At 41.1% G+C, this 20,378-nt stretch carries 18 protein-coding genes; 8 read left to right on the plus strand and 10 right to left on the minus strand.

The annotated features are described in order from the left end of the window. The first annotated feature begins 67 nt into the window (after positions 1–67). From LC605_RS05965 to LC605_RS05975, 3 genes are read left to right on the plus strand one after another with little or no spacing between them, the layout of a single operon-like run. Entirely contained in the window at positions 68–2,584 is a 2,517-nt protein-coding gene (locus LC605_RS05965) for a COR domain-containing protein (RefSeq protein ID WP_229546641.1), read from the plus strand. Continuing rightward, positions 2,581–2,916 carry a DUF6883 domain-containing protein gene (locus LC605_RS05970; RefSeq protein WP_229546642.1) on the plus strand — a complete coding sequence of 112 codons (336 nt, stop codon included), beginning with the start codon at positions 2,581–2,583 and terminating at the stop codon, positions 2,914–2,916. The genes LC605_RS05965 and LC605_RS05970 overlap by 4 nt, the downstream gene beginning before the upstream one ends. A 5-nt stretch (positions 2,917–2,921) precedes the next feature. Further along, positions 2,922–3,608: a DUF4926 domain-containing protein gene (locus LC605_RS05975; protein WP_229546643.1), complete on the plus strand. Its 687-nt coding sequence runs from the start codon at positions 2,922–2,924 to the stop codon at positions 3,606–3,608. Between the two features lie 223 nt (positions 3,609–3,831). On the opposite strand, the gene LC605_RS05980 is transcribed toward LC605_RS05975, so the two are convergent. The 3 genes from LC605_RS05980 to LC605_RS05990 form a co-directional block, all read right to left on the minus strand. After that, positions 3,832–4,173 carry a XisI protein gene (locus LC605_RS05980; RefSeq protein ID WP_229546644.1) on the minus strand — a complete coding sequence of 114 codons (342 nt, stop codon included), beginning with the start codon at positions 4,171–4,173 and terminating at the stop codon, positions 3,832–3,834. Continuing rightward, positions 4,161–4,574 carry a XisH family protein gene (locus LC605_RS05985; protein ID WP_229546645.1) on the minus strand — a complete coding sequence of 138 codons (414 nt, stop codon included), beginning with the start codon at positions 4,572–4,574 and terminating at the stop codon, positions 4,161–4,163. Before LC605_RS05985 ends, LC605_RS05980 begins: the two co-directional genes overlap by 13 nt. Before the next feature lie 268 nt (positions 4,575–4,842). After that, complete coding sequence (locus LC605_RS05990) at positions 4,843–5,028, minus strand: hypothetical protein (RefSeq protein WP_229546646.1); 186 nt, start codon at positions 5,026–5,028, stop codon at positions 4,843–4,845. Between the two features lie 300 nt (positions 5,029–5,328). On the opposite strand from LC605_RS05990, the gene LC605_RS05995 reads away from it, so the two are divergent. Further along, positions 5,329–5,583, plus strand: a complete 255-nt coding sequence (locus tag LC605_RS05995; RefSeq protein WP_229546647.1) for a hypothetical protein — start codon at positions 5,329–5,331, stop codon at positions 5,581–5,583. A 217-nt stretch (positions 5,584–5,800) separates the two neighbouring features. Here LC605_RS05995 and LC605_RS06000 read toward each other — a convergent pair whose 3' ends face one another. Both LC605_RS06000 and LC605_RS06005 read right to left on the minus strand, forming a co-directional pair. Then, the gene (locus tag LC605_RS06000) at positions 5,801–6,742 is read right to left on the minus strand and encodes an iron ABC transporter permease (protein WP_229546669.1); all 942 of its coding nucleotides are present in this window, start codon (positions 6,740–6,742) and stop codon (positions 5,801–5,803) included. 131 nt (positions 6,743–6,873) lie between these two features. Beyond that, on the minus strand, positions 6,874–7,044 hold the full coding sequence (locus LC605_RS06005; protein WP_229546648.1) for a hypothetical protein: 171 nt from the start codon (positions 7,042–7,044) through the stop codon (positions 6,874–6,876). A gap of 263 nt (positions 7,045–7,307) precedes the next feature. Here LC605_RS06005 and LC605_RS06010 point away from each other — a divergent pair, with 263 nt between their 5' ends. Further along, positions 7,308–8,129: an alpha/beta fold hydrolase gene (locus LC605_RS06010; protein ID WP_229546649.1), complete on the plus strand. Its 822-nt coding sequence runs from the start codon at positions 7,308–7,310 to the stop codon at positions 8,127–8,129. Positions 8,130–8,797: 668 nt separating this feature from the next. On the opposite strand, the gene LC605_RS06015 is transcribed toward LC605_RS06010, so the two are convergent. From LC605_RS06015 to LC605_RS06025, 3 genes are all read right to left on the minus strand, one after another. Further along, positions 8,798–9,856 (minus strand): 3-deoxy-7-phosphoheptulonate synthase, encoded by a 1,059-nt coding sequence (locus LC605_RS06015; protein WP_229546650.1) that lies wholly within the window; start codon positions 9,854–9,856, stop codon positions 8,798–8,800. 221 nt (positions 9,857–10,077) lie between these two features. Then, the gene (locus LC605_RS06020) at positions 10,078–11,736 is read right to left on the minus strand and encodes an alpha-amylase family glycosyl hydrolase (protein ID WP_229546651.1); all 1,659 of its coding nucleotides are present in this window, start codon (positions 11,734–11,736) and stop codon (positions 10,078–10,080) included. A gap of 610 nt (positions 11,737–12,346) precedes the next feature. Further along, positions 12,347–12,724 (minus strand): DUF1823 family protein, encoded by a 378-nt coding sequence (locus tag LC605_RS06025; protein WP_229546652.1) that lies wholly within the window; start codon positions 12,722–12,724, stop codon positions 12,347–12,349. A gap of 557 nt (positions 12,725–13,281) precedes the next feature. Here LC605_RS06025 and LC605_RS06030 point away from each other — a divergent pair. Together LC605_RS06030 and LC605_RS06035 are read left to right on the plus strand one after the other, a co-directional pair. Further along, positions 13,282–14,532: a DUF4912 domain-containing protein gene (locus LC605_RS06030; RefSeq protein ID WP_229546653.1), complete on the plus strand. Its 1,251-nt coding sequence runs from the start codon at positions 13,282–13,284 to the stop codon at positions 14,530–14,532. Positions 14,533–14,740: 208 nt separating this feature from the next. Further along, positions 14,741–15,667: a phosphodiester glycosidase family protein gene (locus LC605_RS06035; protein WP_229546654.1), complete on the plus strand. Its 927-nt coding sequence runs from the start codon at positions 14,741–14,743 to the stop codon at positions 15,665–15,667. Here LC605_RS06035 and LC605_RS06040 read toward each other — a convergent pair. After that, positions 15,641–17,173, minus strand: a complete 1,533-nt coding sequence (locus tag LC605_RS06040; RefSeq protein ID WP_229546655.1) for an AAA-like domain-containing protein — start codon at positions 17,171–17,173, stop codon at positions 15,641–15,643. The two genes, LC605_RS06035 and LC605_RS06040, sit on opposite strands and share 27 nt — an antisense overlap. 438 nt (positions 17,174–17,611) lie before the next feature. Further along, the gene (locus LC605_RS06045; RefSeq protein ID WP_229546656.1) at positions 17,612–18,979 is read right to left on the minus strand and encodes an AAA-like domain-containing protein; all 1,368 of its coding nucleotides are present in this window, start codon (positions 18,977–18,979) and stop codon (positions 17,612–17,614) included. Between the two features lie 346 nt (positions 18,980–19,325). Here LC605_RS06045 and LC605_RS06050 point away from each other — a divergent pair, with 346 nt between their 5' ends. Continuing rightward, positions 19,326–20,285, plus strand: coding sequence for a protochlorophyllide reductase (locus LC605_RS06050; RefSeq protein ID WP_229546657.1), 960 nt, complete (start codon positions 19,326–19,328; stop codon positions 20,283–20,285). Positions 20,286–20,378 lie beyond the last annotated feature (93 nt).

Below are 20,378 nucleotides of genomic sequence, written 5' to 3' on the forward strand. Positions count from 1 at the left end.
ATTTTCCCTAATCAGTTAAGATCATATTCATCAATATTCTTGCCTTTTTACCCTTTTCCTTGGAATTATGACGCAGGATGAGTTGTTGGTACTGATAGATTGCGCCGTGGCTGAGGGTTGGCAAGAGTTAGACTTGTCGGGACAGGAGTTGACTGAGTTACCTGTGGAAATTGGTAAGTTGCAGCAGCTTGAGTCTTTGATTTTAGGAAAGAAGGTTGAAGGTTATGAAGAAGTAAGAGACCGCTATCTGCAAAAGGTTTCAGGCAACAATTTAAAAACGCTTCCTCTGGAACTACTGGGTTTGCCTAATTTGCGTAAGTTGGATATTAGTGGCAATCCTTTAGAGAGCATTCCCGATGTGGTAACGCAAATACTACACTTGGAGGAACTGATCTTAATTCGAGTAGAGCTAACTGAAATACCAGAGGCGATCGCTAATTTAACCAATCTGACGCAGCTTGACCTCAGTAACAACCAAATAACCCAGATTCCAGAGGCGATCGCTAATTTAACCAATCTGACGCAGCTTGACCTCAGTAACAACCAAATAACCCAGATTCCAGAGGCGATCGCTAATTTAACCAATCTGACGCAGCTTGACCTCAGTAACAACCAAATAACCCAGATTCCAGAGGCGATCGCTAATTTAACCAATCTGACGCAGCTTGACCTCAGTAACAACCAAATAACCCAGATTCCAGAGGCGATCGCTAATTTAACCAATCTGACGCAGCTTGACCTCAGTGGCAACCAAATAACCCAGATTCCAGAGGCGATCGCTAATTTAACCAATCTGACGCAGCTTGACCTCAGTGGCAACCAAATAACCCAGATTCCAGAGGCGATCGAAAGTTTGCCGAAATTGGAAACTCTAGATTTACGGGGAAATCCGCTTCCTATTTCACCAGAGATTTTAGGATCTTTTGGTGATGTTGGTTCAGTTAAAGACATTTTCAATTACCTGCGATTACTCCGTAGCGGTGAAGTGCGACCACTTAACGAAGCCAAACTGTTGCTCATCGGACAAGGTAGCGTCGGCAAAACATCGCTCATCGAGCAACTAATCCGCAAGAAATATGACAAAAATCAACCCCAAACCGACGGACTCAATGTAGAAACTTGGAACGTGCAGGTTAATAGCAAAGACATCCGCCTCAATGTTTGGGACTTTGGCGGACAGGAAATTTATCATGCCACCCATCAGTTTTTTCTGACTAAGCGCAGCCTCTATCTCCTAGTTTGTAATTGTCGCACCAGCGAAGAAGAAAACCGCATCGAATATTGGCTGAAACTAATCGAAAGCTTTGGCGGAAAGTCCCCCGTGATTATCGTTGGCAACAAAAAAGACGAACAACCCCTCGATATCAACCGCAAAGCATTATGCGAAAAATATCCTAACATCCAAGACATTATCGAAACCTCCTGCTCAAAAAACGAAGGTATCGAAGAACTTCGCAAGGCTATTTTGGAGCAAATCGCCAACCTCAAAGAAGTTTACGACCTTCTACCCCTGTCATGGTTTGAGGTTAAACAAAAACTCGAATCCATGACTGAAGACTTCATCGACTACGACGATTATACGTGCATCTGCTACGACAAACAGATTCGCAAACAACAAGACCGTGAGCAACTGATCGATCTCCTCCATCGACTCGGCTTAGTTCTCAACTTCCGCGATCATCCCATCCTCAAATCTACCAAAGTCCTCAAACCCAACTGGGTGACAGAAGGCATTTACGCGCTCCTGAGCGATGAAACCCTCAAAACTAAAACTAAAGGCATTTTCACCGATGACGATCTTACCCGCATCCTCAATCAAGAACGCTACCCTATCGAGCGTCACAAATATCTGATCGGGCTGATGAAAGAATTTGAGCTTTGCTTTGAATTAGATTGTAAACCACCACAATATCTGATTGCGGGACTTTTGCCCAAAGACCAACCAGACGAAACAGAACTAGAAGGCGAAACCCTAGAATTTCAATACCATTACAAAGTTCTCCCCGAAAGCATCATCTCCCGCTTCATCGTCATCACCCACGAAAAAATTCATAACCAAATCTATTGGCGCAGTGGCGTAATGCTGCAATATCAAGAAAACAACGAAATTTATAACATCGCTCGCATCAAAGCCGATCCCGAAGATAAAAAAATCTTCATCACCATTAGCAGACGCCAAGAAACCCGCCGCTCATTTCTTGGCATTCTCCGCGAGAAATTCCAAAAAATCCACAAAAGTCTCCCCAACCTCGAAATCACCGAATGGGTTCCCGTCCCCAACCATCCCGAACATCCGCCCCTAGACTACCAAGAACTTCTGGGACTTGAGAGAATGACCGTTGTTGAATATCCAATTGGTAAACTCAACAAAAAAATTAATATCCGTCAACTTTTAGATGGCTATGAAGACAGTGGAATGCGTCAAAGAAATTTTCAAGGCGATCGATTTGTTGATATAGAAACAGATGACTCATCTCTTACAGTTAATGTTAATGTTAGCGATCGCCGTTCTAAAACCATTAACCAACAAGGAAAAGGCGATAATTTTGGTGGGGATGAAGTCAAAGGCAATAAAACAGGATGAAGTTACCCAACTTTGAATTAGCGTTTATCGATCGCAACAAACTGCAAAACTATAGCCTCAACTCCCAACACGATCGCGGAAAGCACAAAGCAAGACTGTTTGCCGCTATTCTAGATTTAGGTAGGGATGATGCAGAAATTTTGCAACTGCTAATCCAAGATGCGATTCAGAATTATGAAGCGATTCCCAGCCTGTTAGATGAATATGCTCAACGCTATATCGTCGATTTCCCTATCACCCGCAACCAAAACACTGCTAACATTCGCACAACTTCGATCGTCCACCCCACCGAAGATTTTCCCGGTCTCGTTAGTTGCTATATTTTGAGGTAATGCTGATGCTTGCGACCCCAAACAAACTCAATTTATTAGATATTGTTGCACTTAAAACTCCCTTATCCGAACATAACCTCCTTGCAGGTCAAGTGGGAACCATTGTCGAAATCCTCGCCCCCGAAGTATACGAAGTAGAATTTAGCGATGATGACGGTCAAACCTATGCCATGCAAGCCTTACCAGCCCATCAACTCCTAAAACTCCATTACAAACCCCTAAAAACTATGTCTAACACCATCCATCAATACGGCAAAGGCGATAATGTTGCAGGTGATAAAATCCAAGGTGATAAAATCCAAGGTGATAAAAACGAAAATGACTTCAACAACGCAACTATTGGATTTGTCGCTCAAAACCAAGCCCAAGCCACAGTAAGCAACCTTAATCAAACAAGCGGCGCAAACATAGCAGAACTAATACAAATTATCAGCACCATGCGCCAAACTGTTGCTCAATTCCCGCCAGAAATCCGCGACGACATGATCATTGATATTGATGATGTAGAAGTAGAAATTCAAAAGCCAGAAAAAGAACGCAATTTACCCAAACTCAAAAAGCGTCTAGTAGCTTTACTAACTGCTGGTACTCTAGTCGCTGCCCCGATCGCAGGTATGACAGACTTTACAAACAATGTTATGGAAATAGGGAGCAAATTAGGCATAGAACTAAAGCTTCCCCCTGTTAAATAGACATCTGGTAGAAATTAATTATGCGTTGCCTGAAACCCTTGTAGAGACGTAGCACTGCTACGTCTCTACATTCATTTTCGGAGATGCTACGTCTCTACATTCATTTTCACCAGATGTCTGACTTTTCTAACTCTAGGGGCGATCGCATAGGTTGAAATGATACCCGCCTTTGACTTGATAAAAATTGAACTAGCGATCGCCATTCATCAATCAATATTTAAACCTAACCTACAGCAAACTCAGTATCAGAGCGCACCCTAGCAGGTTGAAAACCCAAAACTATATCTTGATATGGCACACCTAATTTTAATAACTCATAGGCAATTCCATCTTCCGTACCATCATATTGAATCCAAATCTTGCCATTTTTAATATCCAAATGTAGCAAACATCCATAATCCCTGACATCATTCTGCTTCCAACCCACATACACTAATTGATAGCGATCGCGCTCCGGATCAAAAATAGGTTGAGCCTCAACATCTTTTGCCGATTTCATCGAGCGATCGGCTTTTGCTTGGATTAGTTGTTGAATATATTGCCTGTAGAGAGCTACTTTATCCATTGCTCAATCGTCTCCTTTTCTAAGTCATAAACTAAAAGCTTAATTTGACTCCGTTGTACCACTCTATTAATAAAAGCTAAGTTAAAAAAGGTTTGATAAACAAAACGAGGTACTGCTAAATATAAAATTCGCTCTGGATCTTCATCTTCTAAAGCATAGCGATAATCTAAAAACTGTCCATGCGCTAAATGAAAATCAGAAATCCTTGAGGGACTAATAAAACTTTTCACCTCAACTGCAATTTTATCATTTCCCCTTTGGGCAGCGATCATCTGTTCCGCCCCAATATCTATATACATTTCAACCCCACCTATACGCAATTCGTATGGATCGTGAGTTATTTCCCATCCGTCTTTTTCAAGAGCGCGTTTAACTTGCTCGTGATACAAATCTTTTGCCATATTACGGGTTCCGTTAAGGAACTTGAGCGATCGCTAATTAAATCACGGCACTAGAACATTTTAGCTAAAATTTGACGGACTCAAAACCTTCTGTAAGTAAAGCAACGCAAATAAAGCTAACTGCCCAAAGCTGTCATTTGTCATTTGTCATTTGTCCTTTGTCATTTATAAAAGTTTAAGGTGTATTTACGTTTCGTAATATAGCTTAGTTTATTCTTGCCGACTTACTTATGCTGTGAAATTAGTTGTGAATAGCGCGATCGCTAAATTAACCAATCTGACGCAGCTTCACCTCAGTGACAACCAAATAACCCACATTCCAGAGGCGATCGCTACTCCTTTCCCGCCAGAAGATTATAGTTTTACCCGTTGGTTCTCGCCTTTCTACTCGTTCATGGTCAATGCAAAACTGGCAATAATAGCCATCTGCACAACGTACAACCCGCACCCTCAAAAAAGGTTACGGAGAATAATATTTATTAGTTAGAAAAATACCTTAAAACCCTTGCTGGGCAATCATAACAGTCATTATTCGCTGTCTTTTAGATCGGATTGCTAAAATTTAGGCTATAAGTGACTGTAAGCCTTGGTTTAAAAGCAAATTTATCAATTTTAATTAAAGATTTAGCACGACAAGTACGAAAGAACCAAAATTACTAGGTTAAGTTTTGTCAGTAAGCTATCAGGAAGTTACTAGTAATCTACAATGTAGTTAGCAAGCAGTTGCTAACCTAATTAAAAAACAGAATAAATCATGAAACAAGATGCACCAGCATTGCTGGTCAGGAAATTGTCAGAAGAGGAAGAATGTCGAATTGTCGGTGGTAAGAATATTAATATTGGTCTGGAAGTACTGTTGCTAGATATTAGGTGGGCTTGTGGACCTATTCCGTTGTGGGCGTGTTCTAAGTTGAAGGATGTGGTTGTCCCACCGTCGGTGCGGGCAAAGGAAACTTTTAGGTTGTCTGATGTGGTTGTACCGCCGTCGTTGCAGGGAATTCAACCATAGGTTAGGGGCGCACGTATGTTCATTGGTGTCAACTTAGAGCCAGGGCGAATCGAATTCGCGGGTACACAAAGAAAGCCTACCTAGGTGGGCTAATACGACTTACGCATAAGATATCCCCCAACGCCCTTAAAAAGTGGGCTTTTGATGACACATATGCACCTCCACAGGAGATTGTGGTTCAAATAGATGAAAAAGGCTTTAACCTCAGCTTATTAGCTCAAAATTTATTAAAACCAGCAGAACGACGATAAAGTAACCAAATAAACAACGGTGAACCCAGCAACGCAGTAACGGAACCTACTGGTAGTTCTACTGCTCCTAATCTAGAGAGTAAATCTGCAAAAGTTAGTAACCATGCACCTGCAAGAGCAGAAAGTGGTAAAACAAAGCGATGATCTGTGCCAACGATGAGGCGGACACCGTGAGGAACAACAAGACCAACAAATCCAATCAAGCCACCGATGCTGACTGCACCTGCGGCTAATAGAGTGGCGACACCACCAATTAACAAGCGCGATCGCGTCAACGAAACCCCCAAACCCACAGCCAAATCATCTCCCAAAGCCAGCACGTTTACCGATCGCGCCAGCAAGCATCCTCCTAGCAATGCAACGATGATATAAGGGCCAGCCGTAGCAATTTCTTGCCAACCCCGTCCATTGAGACTACCAACCAGCCAACTCAGCGCAATTTGAATTTGACCATCTTCAGCTAAAAGCAACAATGTACTTTGGACAGCACCAAGTAAAGAACTCACCGCCACTCCACCTAAAATCAACCGCTCAACTGAAATTCCCGACCCCGCACGACCGAGCAAAATAACGATCGCTGATGTCAAAATTGCTCCCATCCACGCTGCTAAAGGAATTGCGATCGGGAATATTTGCCACACAATCATCAGAATTACAATTAATCCTGCACCTGCTGAAATGCCCAAAATAAATGGATCAGCAAGGCTATTGCGTAACATTCCTTGCAGCAGTGCCCCTGACATTCCCAAGGCTGCACCGACAATCAGAGCAGCTGTAATGCGTGGAAGACGCAAATCCCAGAGAATTGTCTGTTTAACCGGATCACCTTTGCGGAGTATGGCTTGCCAAAATTCCGACATATTTAAGGGTACTGCTCCTTGAGAAAGCGACAGCGCTAGCGTTACCATCAATGCTGTACCAAGGAGTAAAACAGCCCAAAATACGCGGTGTTCAGTAAAAATTGTCTCAAATGGTCTAGTCAAATTTAGATTGTATTTTTTTTAATATAGCGCTTCTCACTTGGGTGCAGTACACTTGTTCAAACAATAACATTGTCAGTCGAAACAATCACATTGTCAGTCGAAACAATGCCATTGTCAGTCGAAACAATGCCATTGTTAGTCGAAACAATGCCATTGTCAGTCGAAACAATGCCATTGTTAGTCGAAACAATGGCATTGTTAGTCGAAACAATGCCATTGCAGGTCAAAAGACTTGTGTCTACACTACACCTCTTGCAAAAGTCCGTAACACCCCACCCCCAACCCCTCCCCGCAAGCGGGGAGGGGAGACAAAGCGTAGCTTTGGCGGGGTGGGGTTCTTATCAATACAGTTCAGATAAGACTAAAACCCTTGTCCACTGGACAGTGTAGAGACGTTGCAATGCAACGTCTCTACAGGCCTATGGTTCTCCAGAAAATCCTTAACCCAAGCGTATTGGCTTATAAATAAGGTTTAGCAGAATTATTTACTATGCCCAAGGTTCAGATTAACGGAATTAATTTGTTCTACGACATTAAGGGAACAGGTGAGCCTTTACTATTAATAGCTGGCTTCCTTTGTGATCATGCCTATTGGTCGCTGATCATACCATCGCTGATTTCGCAGTATCAAGTAATTCGCTTGGATAACCGAGGTATGGGGAGAAGTTCTGCTCCCACAAGTCCCTATAATCTGAAACAGATGGCTAGTGACGTTGCAGCATTGCTCGATCACATCGGCATTAATCACGTACATCTAGCCGGTCATTCAATGGGTAGTCAGATAGCCCAAGAGCTAGTGTTAGCACACCCTGAAAAAGTACAAAGTCTCATGCTACTGTCATCTTTGGCAAAGGGCGATGGATTATTCAACAGCATCATCGAGACTTGGGGCGACCTTCCTACTAATGTAGACCTGAAACTTTATGAAAAAGTCGTATTGCCCTGGATATTTACAGATGCATTCTACTCGATTCCTGGAATGATCGAAGGTCTAATCGAATTTGCCATCAAATATCCCTTCCCACCTGCAACTCATTCACTTTATCATCACAGCCGAGCCATCCTTGGCAGTGACACAACAGACCGGCTCCAACAAATTCATTGTCCTACCTTAGTTTTAGTTGGTAAACAAGATATTCTCACCCCGCTAAAGTTTTCCCAGCAACTTGCTCAAGCTATTCCTAATGCCGAACTTGTAGTCATAGACCGTGGTGGTCATGGCTTCTTGATTGAGTCACCGGATGCTGTGGTTTCAGCTATGCTGAATTTCTTGAGTAAGTTGCAGTCAGCTTATACCAATTTTGGATTTTAGATTTGGGATTCAAATTCTTTATCAAAGCCAATTCATGGGTAAGCAAGTTCGTAGTAAGGACTTCAGTCGTTAGAGGTTGTTTAAATCAGTGAACAGTTGAAAAGTATTTCACTGTGACTTTAGTATTTGTAGGGTGTGTTAGGCGTAAGCCGTAACGCACCAAAACCTTGAGATGGTGGGTGCGTTACGCTTGGCTTACACACCCTACGTATATTTCAAAAATCAAATATTAGTCCTATATCACAGTTTCGGTCGGGGTCAAATCCCCGACCGAAACACGCCATTTTTAGAAATGGGGGACTCTAACTCCCAACGGAAAAATTAACTGATAACTGATAACTGATAACTGTTGAAAAGTATTTCACTGTCAATACTGCTCGGTTAAGAAAAATCGTAGGTTGGGTTGAGGCTCTGCGAAACCCAACAAAGCCCCCCAAATGTTGGGTTTCGTTCCTCAACCCAACCTACACGGGTTAAGGTTTTTGGGCTTAACCGAGCAGTATTGATTTCACTGTGACTTTGAGACAATTTTAGATCCCCCCTAGCCCCCCTTAAAAAGGGGGAAGATCAAAGTCCCCCAATTTATCGGAGGATTTAGGCGGTTCTAAAAGGATTTGATACATCACTAAGAACTTTTGAAACATCCTCTTAGACATTGTACTAAAACACTATTTAAGTTTTTCGTGAGCAGCCAAAATAATTTTTTCAGTTTCTTCCCAGCCAATACATTTATCAGTTACAGAAACCCCATATTTTAATTCTTCTTGTTTACCAGTAATTGATTGACTACCTTCATACAAATGCGATTCCAGCATCATACCAACTATTGATGTATTACCATCCACTATTTGCTGAATAATATTTTCTAAGACAGCACCTTGTAATTTGTAATCTTTATTGGTATTACCGTGGCTACAGTCAATCACAATTCTCGGTGGCAAATTTGCCTGTTTTAATTTATCTTCTACAAGTTTGACATTTGCTGCATCAAAGTTGGGTTGACTACCACCCCTTAAAATTACGTGACCGTAGGCATTACCTTTAGTTTGAAATACGCTGACCTGTCCCTTTTGATTAATTCCCAGAAAATTATGCGGGTTTGTAGCTGATTGTAGGGCATTCAAAGCTACTTGAATATTGCCGTCAGTACCGTTTTTAAAACCTACAGGCATCGAAAGCCCACTTGCCATTTCCCGGTGAGTTTGTGATTCGGTCGTGCGCGCTCCAATGGCAGACCATGTAATCAGTTCACTAATGTATTGAGGTATGATTGGATCTAGTGCTTCTGTACCAGTAGGTAATCCAAATTCTGTAATTTTTAATAATAGTTCCCGTGCAATTAGTAAACCATTTTCTACATGGAAAGAATCATCCATATCTGGATCATTAATTAAACCTTTCCAGCCTACGGTTGTTCTTGGTTTTTCAAAGTACACTCGCATAATTAGTAGCAGGTTCTCCTTGACTTTTTCAGCCAAGATTTTCAACCTCTCAGAATATTCTATCGCTGCTTTTGGATCATGGATTGAGCATGGCCCAACTACTATAAATTTTCTGCGATCCTGAAAATCCAGAATATCTTTTATTTCCTGCCTATATCCTAAAACTCTCTGTTCGGCTAAATGTGTTAAAGGTAATCTGGATTTTACTTCATTGGGAGTTAATAAAATGCGATCGTTCTCAATGTTAACGTCGTCGATATTAGTATTAAATAATTTGTTCTGCATCGAGATGCTCTGGCAATTTTATATACACAGTCCACATGGAAAGTCTAACACAAAACGATGATATTTTCATCTGATTTTTTACTTGACAAATATCCAATAATCCTGTAATGCAGTAAGGTATTAACAATTCAAAATTTAAAAATAAAATAACTGATAAAGAGGGAATATTTTCCCCCTTTTTCTTTGCTATTGAACTACTGGCTCAGTGGTAGTGTATATAATTACTGCCATACAAACACTTTGGCTTCATATGGCCCCAAGTCAATCATGATGTCATCATCACCTGCTTCAACATCATAATTAGCTGTCCACTCGTGCCATGTACCACCGCTAGGAAAGTTAGGAAGATGATAGCCAGCTAGGAAGTTTTCTGAGAAATTTGCTATTACAACTACACGAGAACCTTCATCATTCCAACGAGTATAAGCTAATACTTTTGCCTCTGGATTCTCATGGATAAAATCAATATTTTCTGTGTAGAGAGCATGATTGTTTTTACGCAGGTTGCTTAAGCCCTTGTAAAATTCAAATAAACCACGATTTAAATCATTACCTAACAGTGTCCAATCAATTTTGGCTGATTCAGGTTGTTTAGGTTTGTACTCGCCAAATTCTTCACCCATCCAAATTAAAGGTACGCCAACAGCAGTCATTAGGATGGCTACTCCTAATTTAGCTCGTCTAAAGGCTTCTTCATCAAAAATCTCACGGTTTCCCAATTCAACCATGAGATGGTTATGGTCATGGTTGGTGAGGTAATTTACCACATTGGTAGCACCCAAGAAACCTTGGCGCTTGCAGTCAATGACATCTTTGAGGCGCTCTAAATCAAATGTATCGCCGCAGATATGTTCTAAAATACAGTGATAGAAACTGTCATGCCAACAACCATCCATTGGCCCATCTACATTAGTAATGCTGGTAGTTTCAGGAATGTGTTCGGCAATGTTGTAAAAAGGCTTCATGCTAGCAGTTTTTTTAGCTTCCTGAACAATCCAGTGCATGAAATCATAGTTAGCAATTTGTCGTGCCGCATCATAGCGAATGCCATCAAGATGATATTCTGATATCCAAAAACGGATTGTATCACCGATAAATTTCCGCGCTGGATAAATATCTAATTTTTCGTCATAATGTTCGTAATTAAATTCAGGCCCCCAGTTATTATCAGGATCACGAGGTTCGTGATGATACCAATAATCGTGGTCAATTTGTGTTAATGGACTGGATGCTTCTGAATGGTTATAAATACCGTCAATAATTACACGAATACCTTTGGCATGGCACTCATCAATCAAATTTTTCAACTCAGCAGTAGAACCATAACTAGATTCTGTTGCAAAAAAGTGACGGGGATTGTAACCCCAGCTATAATCACCAGGATACTCTTTCAATGGCATCAATTCAATAGCGTTGATTCCTAGTTCACACAAGTAATCTAACTTTTCAATGACGTGTTTGTACTTGCCTCGTGCATAAGGGTCATCCTCGCCACCAGAAAAGTCACCAACGTGCAATTCATAAATTACTAATTCGTGGTCAGCAGGTAAAGGTTTATCATCATGTTGCCAAACATAGGTATCGGTAATTCTTTGCCCATCTTTGACGTGGATAACACCATTATCTTTTCCACTCAGTTCATCGATATCAGTGGCATAGGGGTCTGTGACATCAACCCATTGTTCCGGTTCAAAAAACCATGAATTTGACTGGACACGGAATTTATAATTATAAACGCCGTCTTCTAGTTCAACACTTGTGCGGAAATAACCGTCATCACCCTTTTCCATTGGAATTTCTTGCCAATCAGAAAAAGAACCAATTAGTGCGGCTCCTTTGTTGTAAGGTGCAAATAAATTAAATTCAATTGGCTTTGCCATAGAAGTGTTTGTAATATCAAGGGCTGATATAAGTATTTTCTGATGCTCAATTAAATTTGCAAATCGCTCTAGAGAAATAATTAGATAATGAGTGCTTCTATCTTCAGGAGTAATTCACAAATATTTTCTAAAATTTAACCGTGCTTTTAGTGATTTATGAATGTTTATAGAATTTTAAAATTAACTAATATACAGATTTACTATCATGCATATTTTGTCCTTAATATTACTAGATTGAAGAGGTAGTCGAAATATAGGAATCATATTTAATTTATGAAAAAATATCAGTAGTCATGTAGGGTGTGTTAGCGATAGCGTAACACACCCTACGTGTATTTCAAAAATCAAACACTAGTCCTATATAACCCCAACACAAAACTTACCTATTTATTGAACCGGGGGACTTTAACCCACGGAATTGAGTTAAATATAGCGGTTCTCGCTTGGGTGGAGTACAGTTTTGACCTCTCTCCAAACCTCTCTCCTCTTAGGAGAGAGGCTTTGAATCTTACTCCCCTTCCCTTGAAGGGAAGGGGCTAGGGGTTAGGTCTGTATTCCATGCAATTGAGAACCGCTATAGAAGATTTAAACCAAATATCTGCTGATACAATTACTCAATTTTGCCCTTAGTTAGTTGCAGATAACTTAACAACCAATTTGCTACCGTTGCCCTGCGAGTTTGCCTAGGGCCAAATTCACCAATTTTGTAACCTTTGAAACCCAGTTTTTCTTTTAGCATTTGTTTATTTTCAGAAGGAATGGAACGAGTCAACTTGACTGTTGCAGGGCGAGATTCAATGAAATTTGGTGGTTCTGGGTACTCATCCTGCCATTCTGGTGCAACTTGGCTAGTGTTCCATTGTGCAGTTGAGGAATCATAGCGGTAGCCCAAATAATGCCATAGCAGCTGGTTGACTGTGGCATCATCAATTTTCTCGTCAAGAATTGCCCAAATTGTTTCTGTATTTAGTGGTGGTAGGTTAGACATATAAGGTTTCCTAATCAATCACATGAGGTACATCATAGCCTCCTCCTCGCAAGCGGGGTCGGATGTTACTGACTTTTGTCTCTTGATAGCCCTCATCCCCTAACCCCGAATCCCATGTTTGGGATTCGGGGAACTAGAATTATGCCTCCCCTCTCCCAAAGATCGAACCCAATGTCATGAAAAATTGACATTATGACTATTTTTAACATCCAACTAGCTAAAAATGTTATGAAAACATGACATTATGATCCCGGAAGGGCTGATAAATTCGTGAAACAGGCAAAAAACCTAGTTGTTACCCCTTGATCCCTACATATGCTTAGTGGTTAATATTGACTTAACAAATAGAACTCCTCCGATCGCAAGGAAATGCTGATTTCTGCATAACCAAGGAATTGAAAGGAAGTTGCCTCAATTTAAAAACAGATTAAAAAACTTAAAAACTGGGCAAAACCAGGAGTCAGGATAAAAAATTCATCTGGAATGGATGAGATTTTATATAGCATTCTTTAACCAGGGGAAATCATTTACCGCTTAAACTACTGGAGGCCAAATTAATGGCAAAAGAACGTCCGCCACTAGAGGAGATGACCTTACGCCAACTACGCAAAGTTGCTAGCGAATATAGCATCTCTCGCTATAGCAGAATGCGTAAATCACAACTGCTGGCATCAATACAAGAAGTCCAGCGTAGCAAAATTTTACTCAGTCCATCTCGTTCATTGGAGGCACAAGAAACCGTGGAAGCTGCAAAGTTTGAATTAGGTCAGGAAGATCGTACTGGTGGATCTTTAGCTGATGTTGATGAAGGACTCGCAGATTTACCCTCTGGCTATGGTGACAGCCGGATTGTACTTTTACCGCGCGATCCTCAGTGGGCTTACAGTTACTGGGATGTCCCCAATGAACACAAAGAGGAACTGCGCCGGCAAGGGGGACAACAACTGGCACTACGGATTTATGATGTCACCGATATCAACATCGAATACCAAAGCCCCCACAGCATTCAAGAATATCCTGCTGACGAACTAGCTAGAGAATGGTATCTACCTGTTCCAGTTAGCGATCGCGATTATATGATCGATATCGGCTATCGTACTGCTGATGGTCGCTGGTTGGTACTAGCTCGTTCTGCTAAAGTACACATTCCCCCCGTCTATCCTTCTGACTGGATAGAGGATGTCTTCATCACTGTCAACTTTGAAGAAGATTTGCGTGGTAAGACTCAATACGAACTAGTTCCTCCTGCCAAGAAGATTGCAGCTACCGCCAATGCCAATGCTGTTGTCAATGGCAGCAACCCCATCTACGACCAAATATTTGGTTTAGCGGAATCTGCCGAAGCGCTACGGGTTGCTGGTTCTATTTTCGGTTCCCAGCACCAAGTATCAGGTGGAGTGCAAGCCATTAGCTCCTACATTTTCCCATCTGGTGTGGGTATGTGGGCAGTTCCCACCGTGTCTGGCTTAACCGCTTCTGGTGTCGGAATGTCAGGTGTTGGCTTCTCGGCTTCCGCCGTACCAGTGCGTCCGCGCCAGTTCTGGTTAATTGCTGATGCGGAATTGATAGTCTACGGTGCAACCGAACCCGATGCTACCGTAACCATTGGCGGGCGTCCAATTAAGCTAAATCCAGATGGGACATTCCGCTTCCAGATGTCCTTCCAGGATGGTTTAATTGATTATCCGATTTTGGCTGTAGCTGCTGATGGTGAACAAACCCGGTCAATTCAAATGAAATTTAATCGTGAGACACCATCTCGAAATACTAACACCAAAGAAGAAGCTGTTTTAGAATGGTTCCCTTAAGTTCTGGCTTGTAAGTAGGTCGGCGCAATTAAAGTTAACTGGCTAAGGCTGTCACTTGTCATTCGTCATTTGTCATTAGTAAGGGTTTGAAGCTTATTTACGTTTCGTAACATACTTGAGCTTTTTTGCACCAACGTACTTAGATTAACTCCAGACTGAAATTTTAAATTATTCCCCGCTATAGTAATTCTGTAGCGGTTTTTTGTATATGTCCACAAAAAAATTATTTTTGTTTTTTATCTTGATAATTGCAGCAAGCTTATTATCAGGTTGTCAACAGATTGAAGCAAATTCAGTCTCAAAAGCATCTAAAACTTGCCCTGGCAAAGATGCCAAGTTCAGTATTGATTTTTTTAAAGCCAACAATCAAGGTAAAAAAAATCAAAGAGGTATTAACAATGTGATTATTTTTAATCCCAAATCAGCAGAATTAGATTTCAAAGTTAATGTTGGTCTCTCTCATAAACTCTACGCCAAAGATGCTAGGGGGAAACTGCGTAAAGAATATGTACCAAAACAGTTTCATGAACTCATCGGCGATGAAAATGCCAAATTAAACGGACACCTACCCATTGCTGCAATTAATGCCGACTATATAGATACTGATCATAAACCACAAGGGTTAAATGTTTCTCGTGGCGTAGAGTATTCCGGAGCATTTAAGAATAAGCGTTCTTCCTTTGGGATATCAGGAGGTACATCCAAGCAGCGACAGGCTACTATCCAAGCTGGCAGAAGAAAAAGTGATATTCTCAATTACAATTTAGTCGGCGGTAATGGTAGATTCTATCGTCAGGGTAAGTTTAAAGATATTTGTCAAGATTTGGGAGAATTTGCTTGTAAAAATGCTAAGAATCGCTCTCTGGCAGCTATCACTAATCAAGGCTATGTAATTTTATTAGTTAATGACTTGAAAGCTAACTCAGATATTGAATTATCTCAAGTTAATCAAGAGTTACTGCCAGAAATGTTTGATAATGTCCTAGAAGGCATTGCTAGCAATAACTGTTTAGGTAAGATTCAAGAAGGGATTTTATTTGATGGAGGTATGTCTCCAGGATTGTATTATAACCAGAAAACTTATGTAGAAAACTTTGGGCCCATTGGTTCAGTTTTTTTGATTTACAAAAAATAAACTACATTTTAGCTGTGATTCTAAAGCATCAATCTTTCGTAAAAGTGACAGTTCCCACACTATAGAAATCATCAACTTGACGGTCATACCCACGAGCAAAAGTGTCAGTATTATGGCAGTTTTCTTTTGTTGAGCCAGGCTTTGTTGTTGTTGTGCAAGTCGTGCTTCGACTTCTTTAGCACGTTCAGCCTCTAATAATTGCTGCACTTCTCGCCGATCTAATTCTTCACTAGCGGCTAAAAAGCGATAATCTAAGTTGTTCAAGCTTTTGCCATTTGCCCAAATTTGGGCATCAATCAAAGCTTGTCCGCGCAATAAGCGAGATTCATCCTTTTCCTTAGAGGCCAGCCATGCATTGAAGGTTTCGTAGTAGGGGCACAAGTATGCTAATTTTTTTTCAATCCATTTTAAATTGAAAACCTCTTGATAAATTCGGTTTTTGATTTGGAGAAAACCTTGCTTTTTGATCACTAAACCAGAGAGCAACAGTTCTACTTGTTCTCGACTATCGTCGGCTGGTACTTTCACTCCTTGGAGAATTTGTTGATAAATTGCTAGCAATCGGGCGGAAATTTGTTCGTTTCTGAGGATGCGATCGCGAATTGTCCGCAAATGCTCCGGTTCATCTTGTGATTCCCATTTCTCGATGATGTGCGATCGCACTACATTTTCTATTAAAAATTCTTCTGCACCAGGGGGAATCTTTAGCTTTCTACCCACATCATCTTGAGATAAACTGACAAGTAGCCGACACAGCTTTTGAGTAAGAAATGGTTGCCCTTCTGTCCAAGCTAATACTTCTTTTAAAAGTTTTTGGGGATGATTATCTTTAATATCCAGTCCTAAAGATAGTGGTTGAGCTTCTTCAAAAGTGAAACCATTTATTTGTATGGTTTTCCCAACATTAAACGGAGTGGTATGATTTCGATGTAGAATTAAGTCTGAAGGTGTAGCGACACCGAAAATTGCAAATGTAATCCGATGATACTCTGGATCAATTGCTCGTTGGTTATAACAGAAGCGAATCAATTGAAAAAAGTCATCAACCGAGAAATCAAGGTTAAGAATACTATCAATTTCATCAATAAAAATAAATAGTCTTTCCTTAGGAAACTGAGCTAAAAGAATTTCCGAAATAAACCGACTGAGCTTCCGAACCAAAGAAATATCATTTTGTTCTTGCCACCAAGTTTTTAAATTGACTTTTCCTAACAGTTTAAAACTCAACCATAGGTCACCTACAACTCCTTTATACCACTGCTCTGGAGTTATATTTTCACAACCAATATTAGTCATATCAACGGTGGCACATCTAAAACCCTCTTGTTGGAAGCGATGTTTTGTTTTTACCATCAGTGAGGATTTGCCCATTTGCCTACTGCTGAGGATGTAGCAAAATTCTCCCTGCTTCAAGGCTTCATAAAGTTCCACATCCGCTCTGCGCTCAACATAGCTAGGAGCGTCACTGGTGAGAGTACCACCAACTTGGTATCGATAATTGTTCATTTGAATATTTTAAATAAGTAGGTCGGCGCAATTAAAGTTAACTGGTTAAGGCTGTCATTTGTCATTCGTCATTTGTCATTAGTAAGGGTTTTAAGCTTATTTACGTTTCGTAATATACTTGAGTTTTTTCGCACCAACGTACTTAGTTTCTCTTTTAATCAAGCACTAAGTAGAGCGACGCAAATAAAGCTAACTGGCTAAGGCTGTCATTTGTCATTTTTCCTTCTTCATTTATAAGGGTTTAAGGTGTATTTACGTTTCGTAATATAGTTTGGTTTATTCTTGCCGACTTACTTAGTACAATGTCTAAGCTAATTTTGAGGGTTTGTAGTAAGCACAAAGCGTGCTGAGAAAATAAGGACGCTTTGTCCTTACTACCAACTTGCTTCCCGTCAATTTAAACTTGATAAACTACTAGAAGCATTAGCAATATTTTGCTCATCCTCGCTGTTGACTAAAATAAAGGCGATATAACTCACACATAGGGTGAGCTTGATTGCCGTCTAGTTGAACCAAACCCATGCTTTCTAGCTTATAAGCAGCGATCGCGTCTAACTCCACCTTTTCATCTGTTGCAATTACCTGTTGCATCGCTGACATTAATTCTGGTTCTTTTTTGAGTAGGGTCAACAGTTCTCGTAAATGCTGACTGTAAATTCCCACTGGTGTAGATGCGGTTTCTAGTAACACCTCTAATGTCATTTCCTCCTGACATAGATGATAAAGCGCAAGGCTCACCAAATAGGGATGTCCTCCTACCATTGCTTGTAGGGGTGCAAGGCGTTTTGCCCCTTCGGAGTTTGCGGCCCAATGTAGTCCGTAACGTAATGCTAAATTCTGTACCTGCTTGAGAGTAAATGGTGGTAGCGTAATTGTTATTCCGACATTGAAAGGCGATTGGTTGAGGTTGAGCGGAATATAAATTTCTGTTGTGTGAACTACCACCATCCGCAGTTTTTGCCAAATTTGATCTTGCTTTCCTTGTTCATGCCAAAATCGCAGCATTGGCAGAAAGTCTTGGGCAATATTGGGATGTTCAAAAACTCGATGGACTTCATTCAAAGCCAAAACTACCGGACTATTATGAATGTATTGCAGTACATAGGCTTCAAAATAGATTTTGCAGCTTACCTTGCTGCCCATTTCCGTATCCCAAAAATCATCTAGACAGGGATGGAGATTTAACTCTCTGCTGACATTGACACAAAACCAACGCAAAAACTTATCCAGAGAAGCAAAAACGTCTTGGTCAGCTTCTTGAAAGTCTAAATAAGCAATTTGATAACCTTGCTCTTTAGCATAAGCAATCATCCGGTTGAGGAGTGAACTTTTTCCCGTCTTTCTAGGTGCTTTGATCCGGATTAAGCAACCAGGGTGTAAAATCTCGTTACAAACAAGTTCTTCCAGGGGACGGCGATTTATGTAAAGAGGAGAACCTAGTGATACAGGGCCGCTAGGAAACTCTATCTGGCTTGCTGAAAAAAAGTCTGGCGAAACAATTTCTAAGCTAGATTCTTCGCTGAACTTTTGTTGGATCTGATTCTCCTGATTACCTATTTCGTCTTCTAGGTGTTTCTTCAAAGCTAAATGCAGATTTTTTTTCGTTATCCTTTTTCCAAGTGCTACGGAAAGGTCTTGCCACAACTCAGAGCCAACTTCCTTGATGTAATTGTTGCCGTAGCCTGATGCCTTTGCCATTTCACCGTAAGTTTTGCCCAACCACGATTGAGACAACACAAACCACTGAATGGAAGCAAGAGGTTTGTCTTGGAGGATTTTTTTGACAAATTGCGGAAGCTCATCCACAGTGTATGAATGCTTAAAGAGTTAGCGAGTTTACTTATACTTTTCAGGTTAGTAATAATATAGCGGTTTCCATGTAGATGCGGTACAACATTATATCGCAAGGTGTAGGGGGCACGGACACTGCTCATTGGTGTCAATTTAAGCCTTGGCGAAGGTCATTCGCGGCTATACAAACAAAGTCCGCCTACGCGGACTAAGGTCAAATCAAGGTTTTGAAACCCAGGTCGGTTTCTAACCGCCCGTTTCACGTTAAGTTAACACCAATGGGACACTGCTCATTGGTCTCAACTTAAATGATAGTCCACTGGTGTGAGATCCTAGAGACAGTCAATGGAGGCTAAACAAAATGGAACAAAATCAGAAGCCAACGGTTGTAATTACAGGCGCCTCTTCGGGGGTAGGTTTGTATGCTGCAAAAGCTCTTGCTGAAAGAGGATGGTATGTGGTGTTGGCCTGTCGGGATTTAGCGAAGGCACAAAAAGCTGCCCAATCTGTGGAAATCCCCTACAACAGTTATACCAGTATACATATTGACCTTGGCTCCTTGGAAAGCGTTCGACAGTTTGTGAAGAACTTCCGAGCTAGTGGAAAGTCTCTAGACGCTTTGGTGTGCAACGCTGCAATTTATATGCCCTTAATAAAGGAGCCGTTACGCAGTCCAGAAGGTTACGAGTTAACTGTCACTACCAATCATCTTGGTCATTTCCTATTGTGCAATTTGATGCTAGAGGATCTGAAGAAGTCATCATTACAGCCAAGGCTGGTGATTTTAGGAACAGTTACTCATAATCCAGACGAACTGGGTGGAAAGATTCCACCACGTCCTGACTTGGGCGATTTACAAGGCTTTGCAGAAGGTTTTAAAGAGCCGATCTCGATGATTGATGGCAAAAAATTTGAACCAGTCAAGGCTTACAAGGACAGTAAAGTTTGCAACGTGCTGACTATGCGCGAACTGCATGAGCGCTATCACGAGTCAACCGGTATCGTTTTCAATTCTCTCTATCCGGGATGTGTTGCAGAAACGCCGCTATTCCGAAACCACTATCCCCTGTTTCAGAAAATCTTCCCATTATTCCAGAAGTACATCACTGGGGGATATGTGTCTCAGGAGTTGGCAGGCGATCGCGTGGCTGCGGTGGTTGCTGATCCTGAGTATAATCAATCCGGTGTCTATTGGAGTTGGGGAAATCGCCAGAAGAAAGATGGTAAGTCCTTTGTTCAAAAAGTCTCTCCTCAAGCTCGTAATGACGAAAAAGGCGAGCGGATGTGGGAACTAAGCGCAAAGTTGGTTGGAATTGTCTGAATCAAACACGATTTGACCGAATAATTATTAGACATAGGAGTGAAAAAGAATTGTTTTGACGTAGCAGTGCTACGTCTCTACAAGGGTTGTGGG

This window comes from Nostoc sp. CHAB 5836 (assembly GCF_020829445.1).
Lineage (GTDB): Bacteria > Cyanobacteriota > Cyanobacteriia > Cyanobacteriales > Nostocaceae > Nostoc.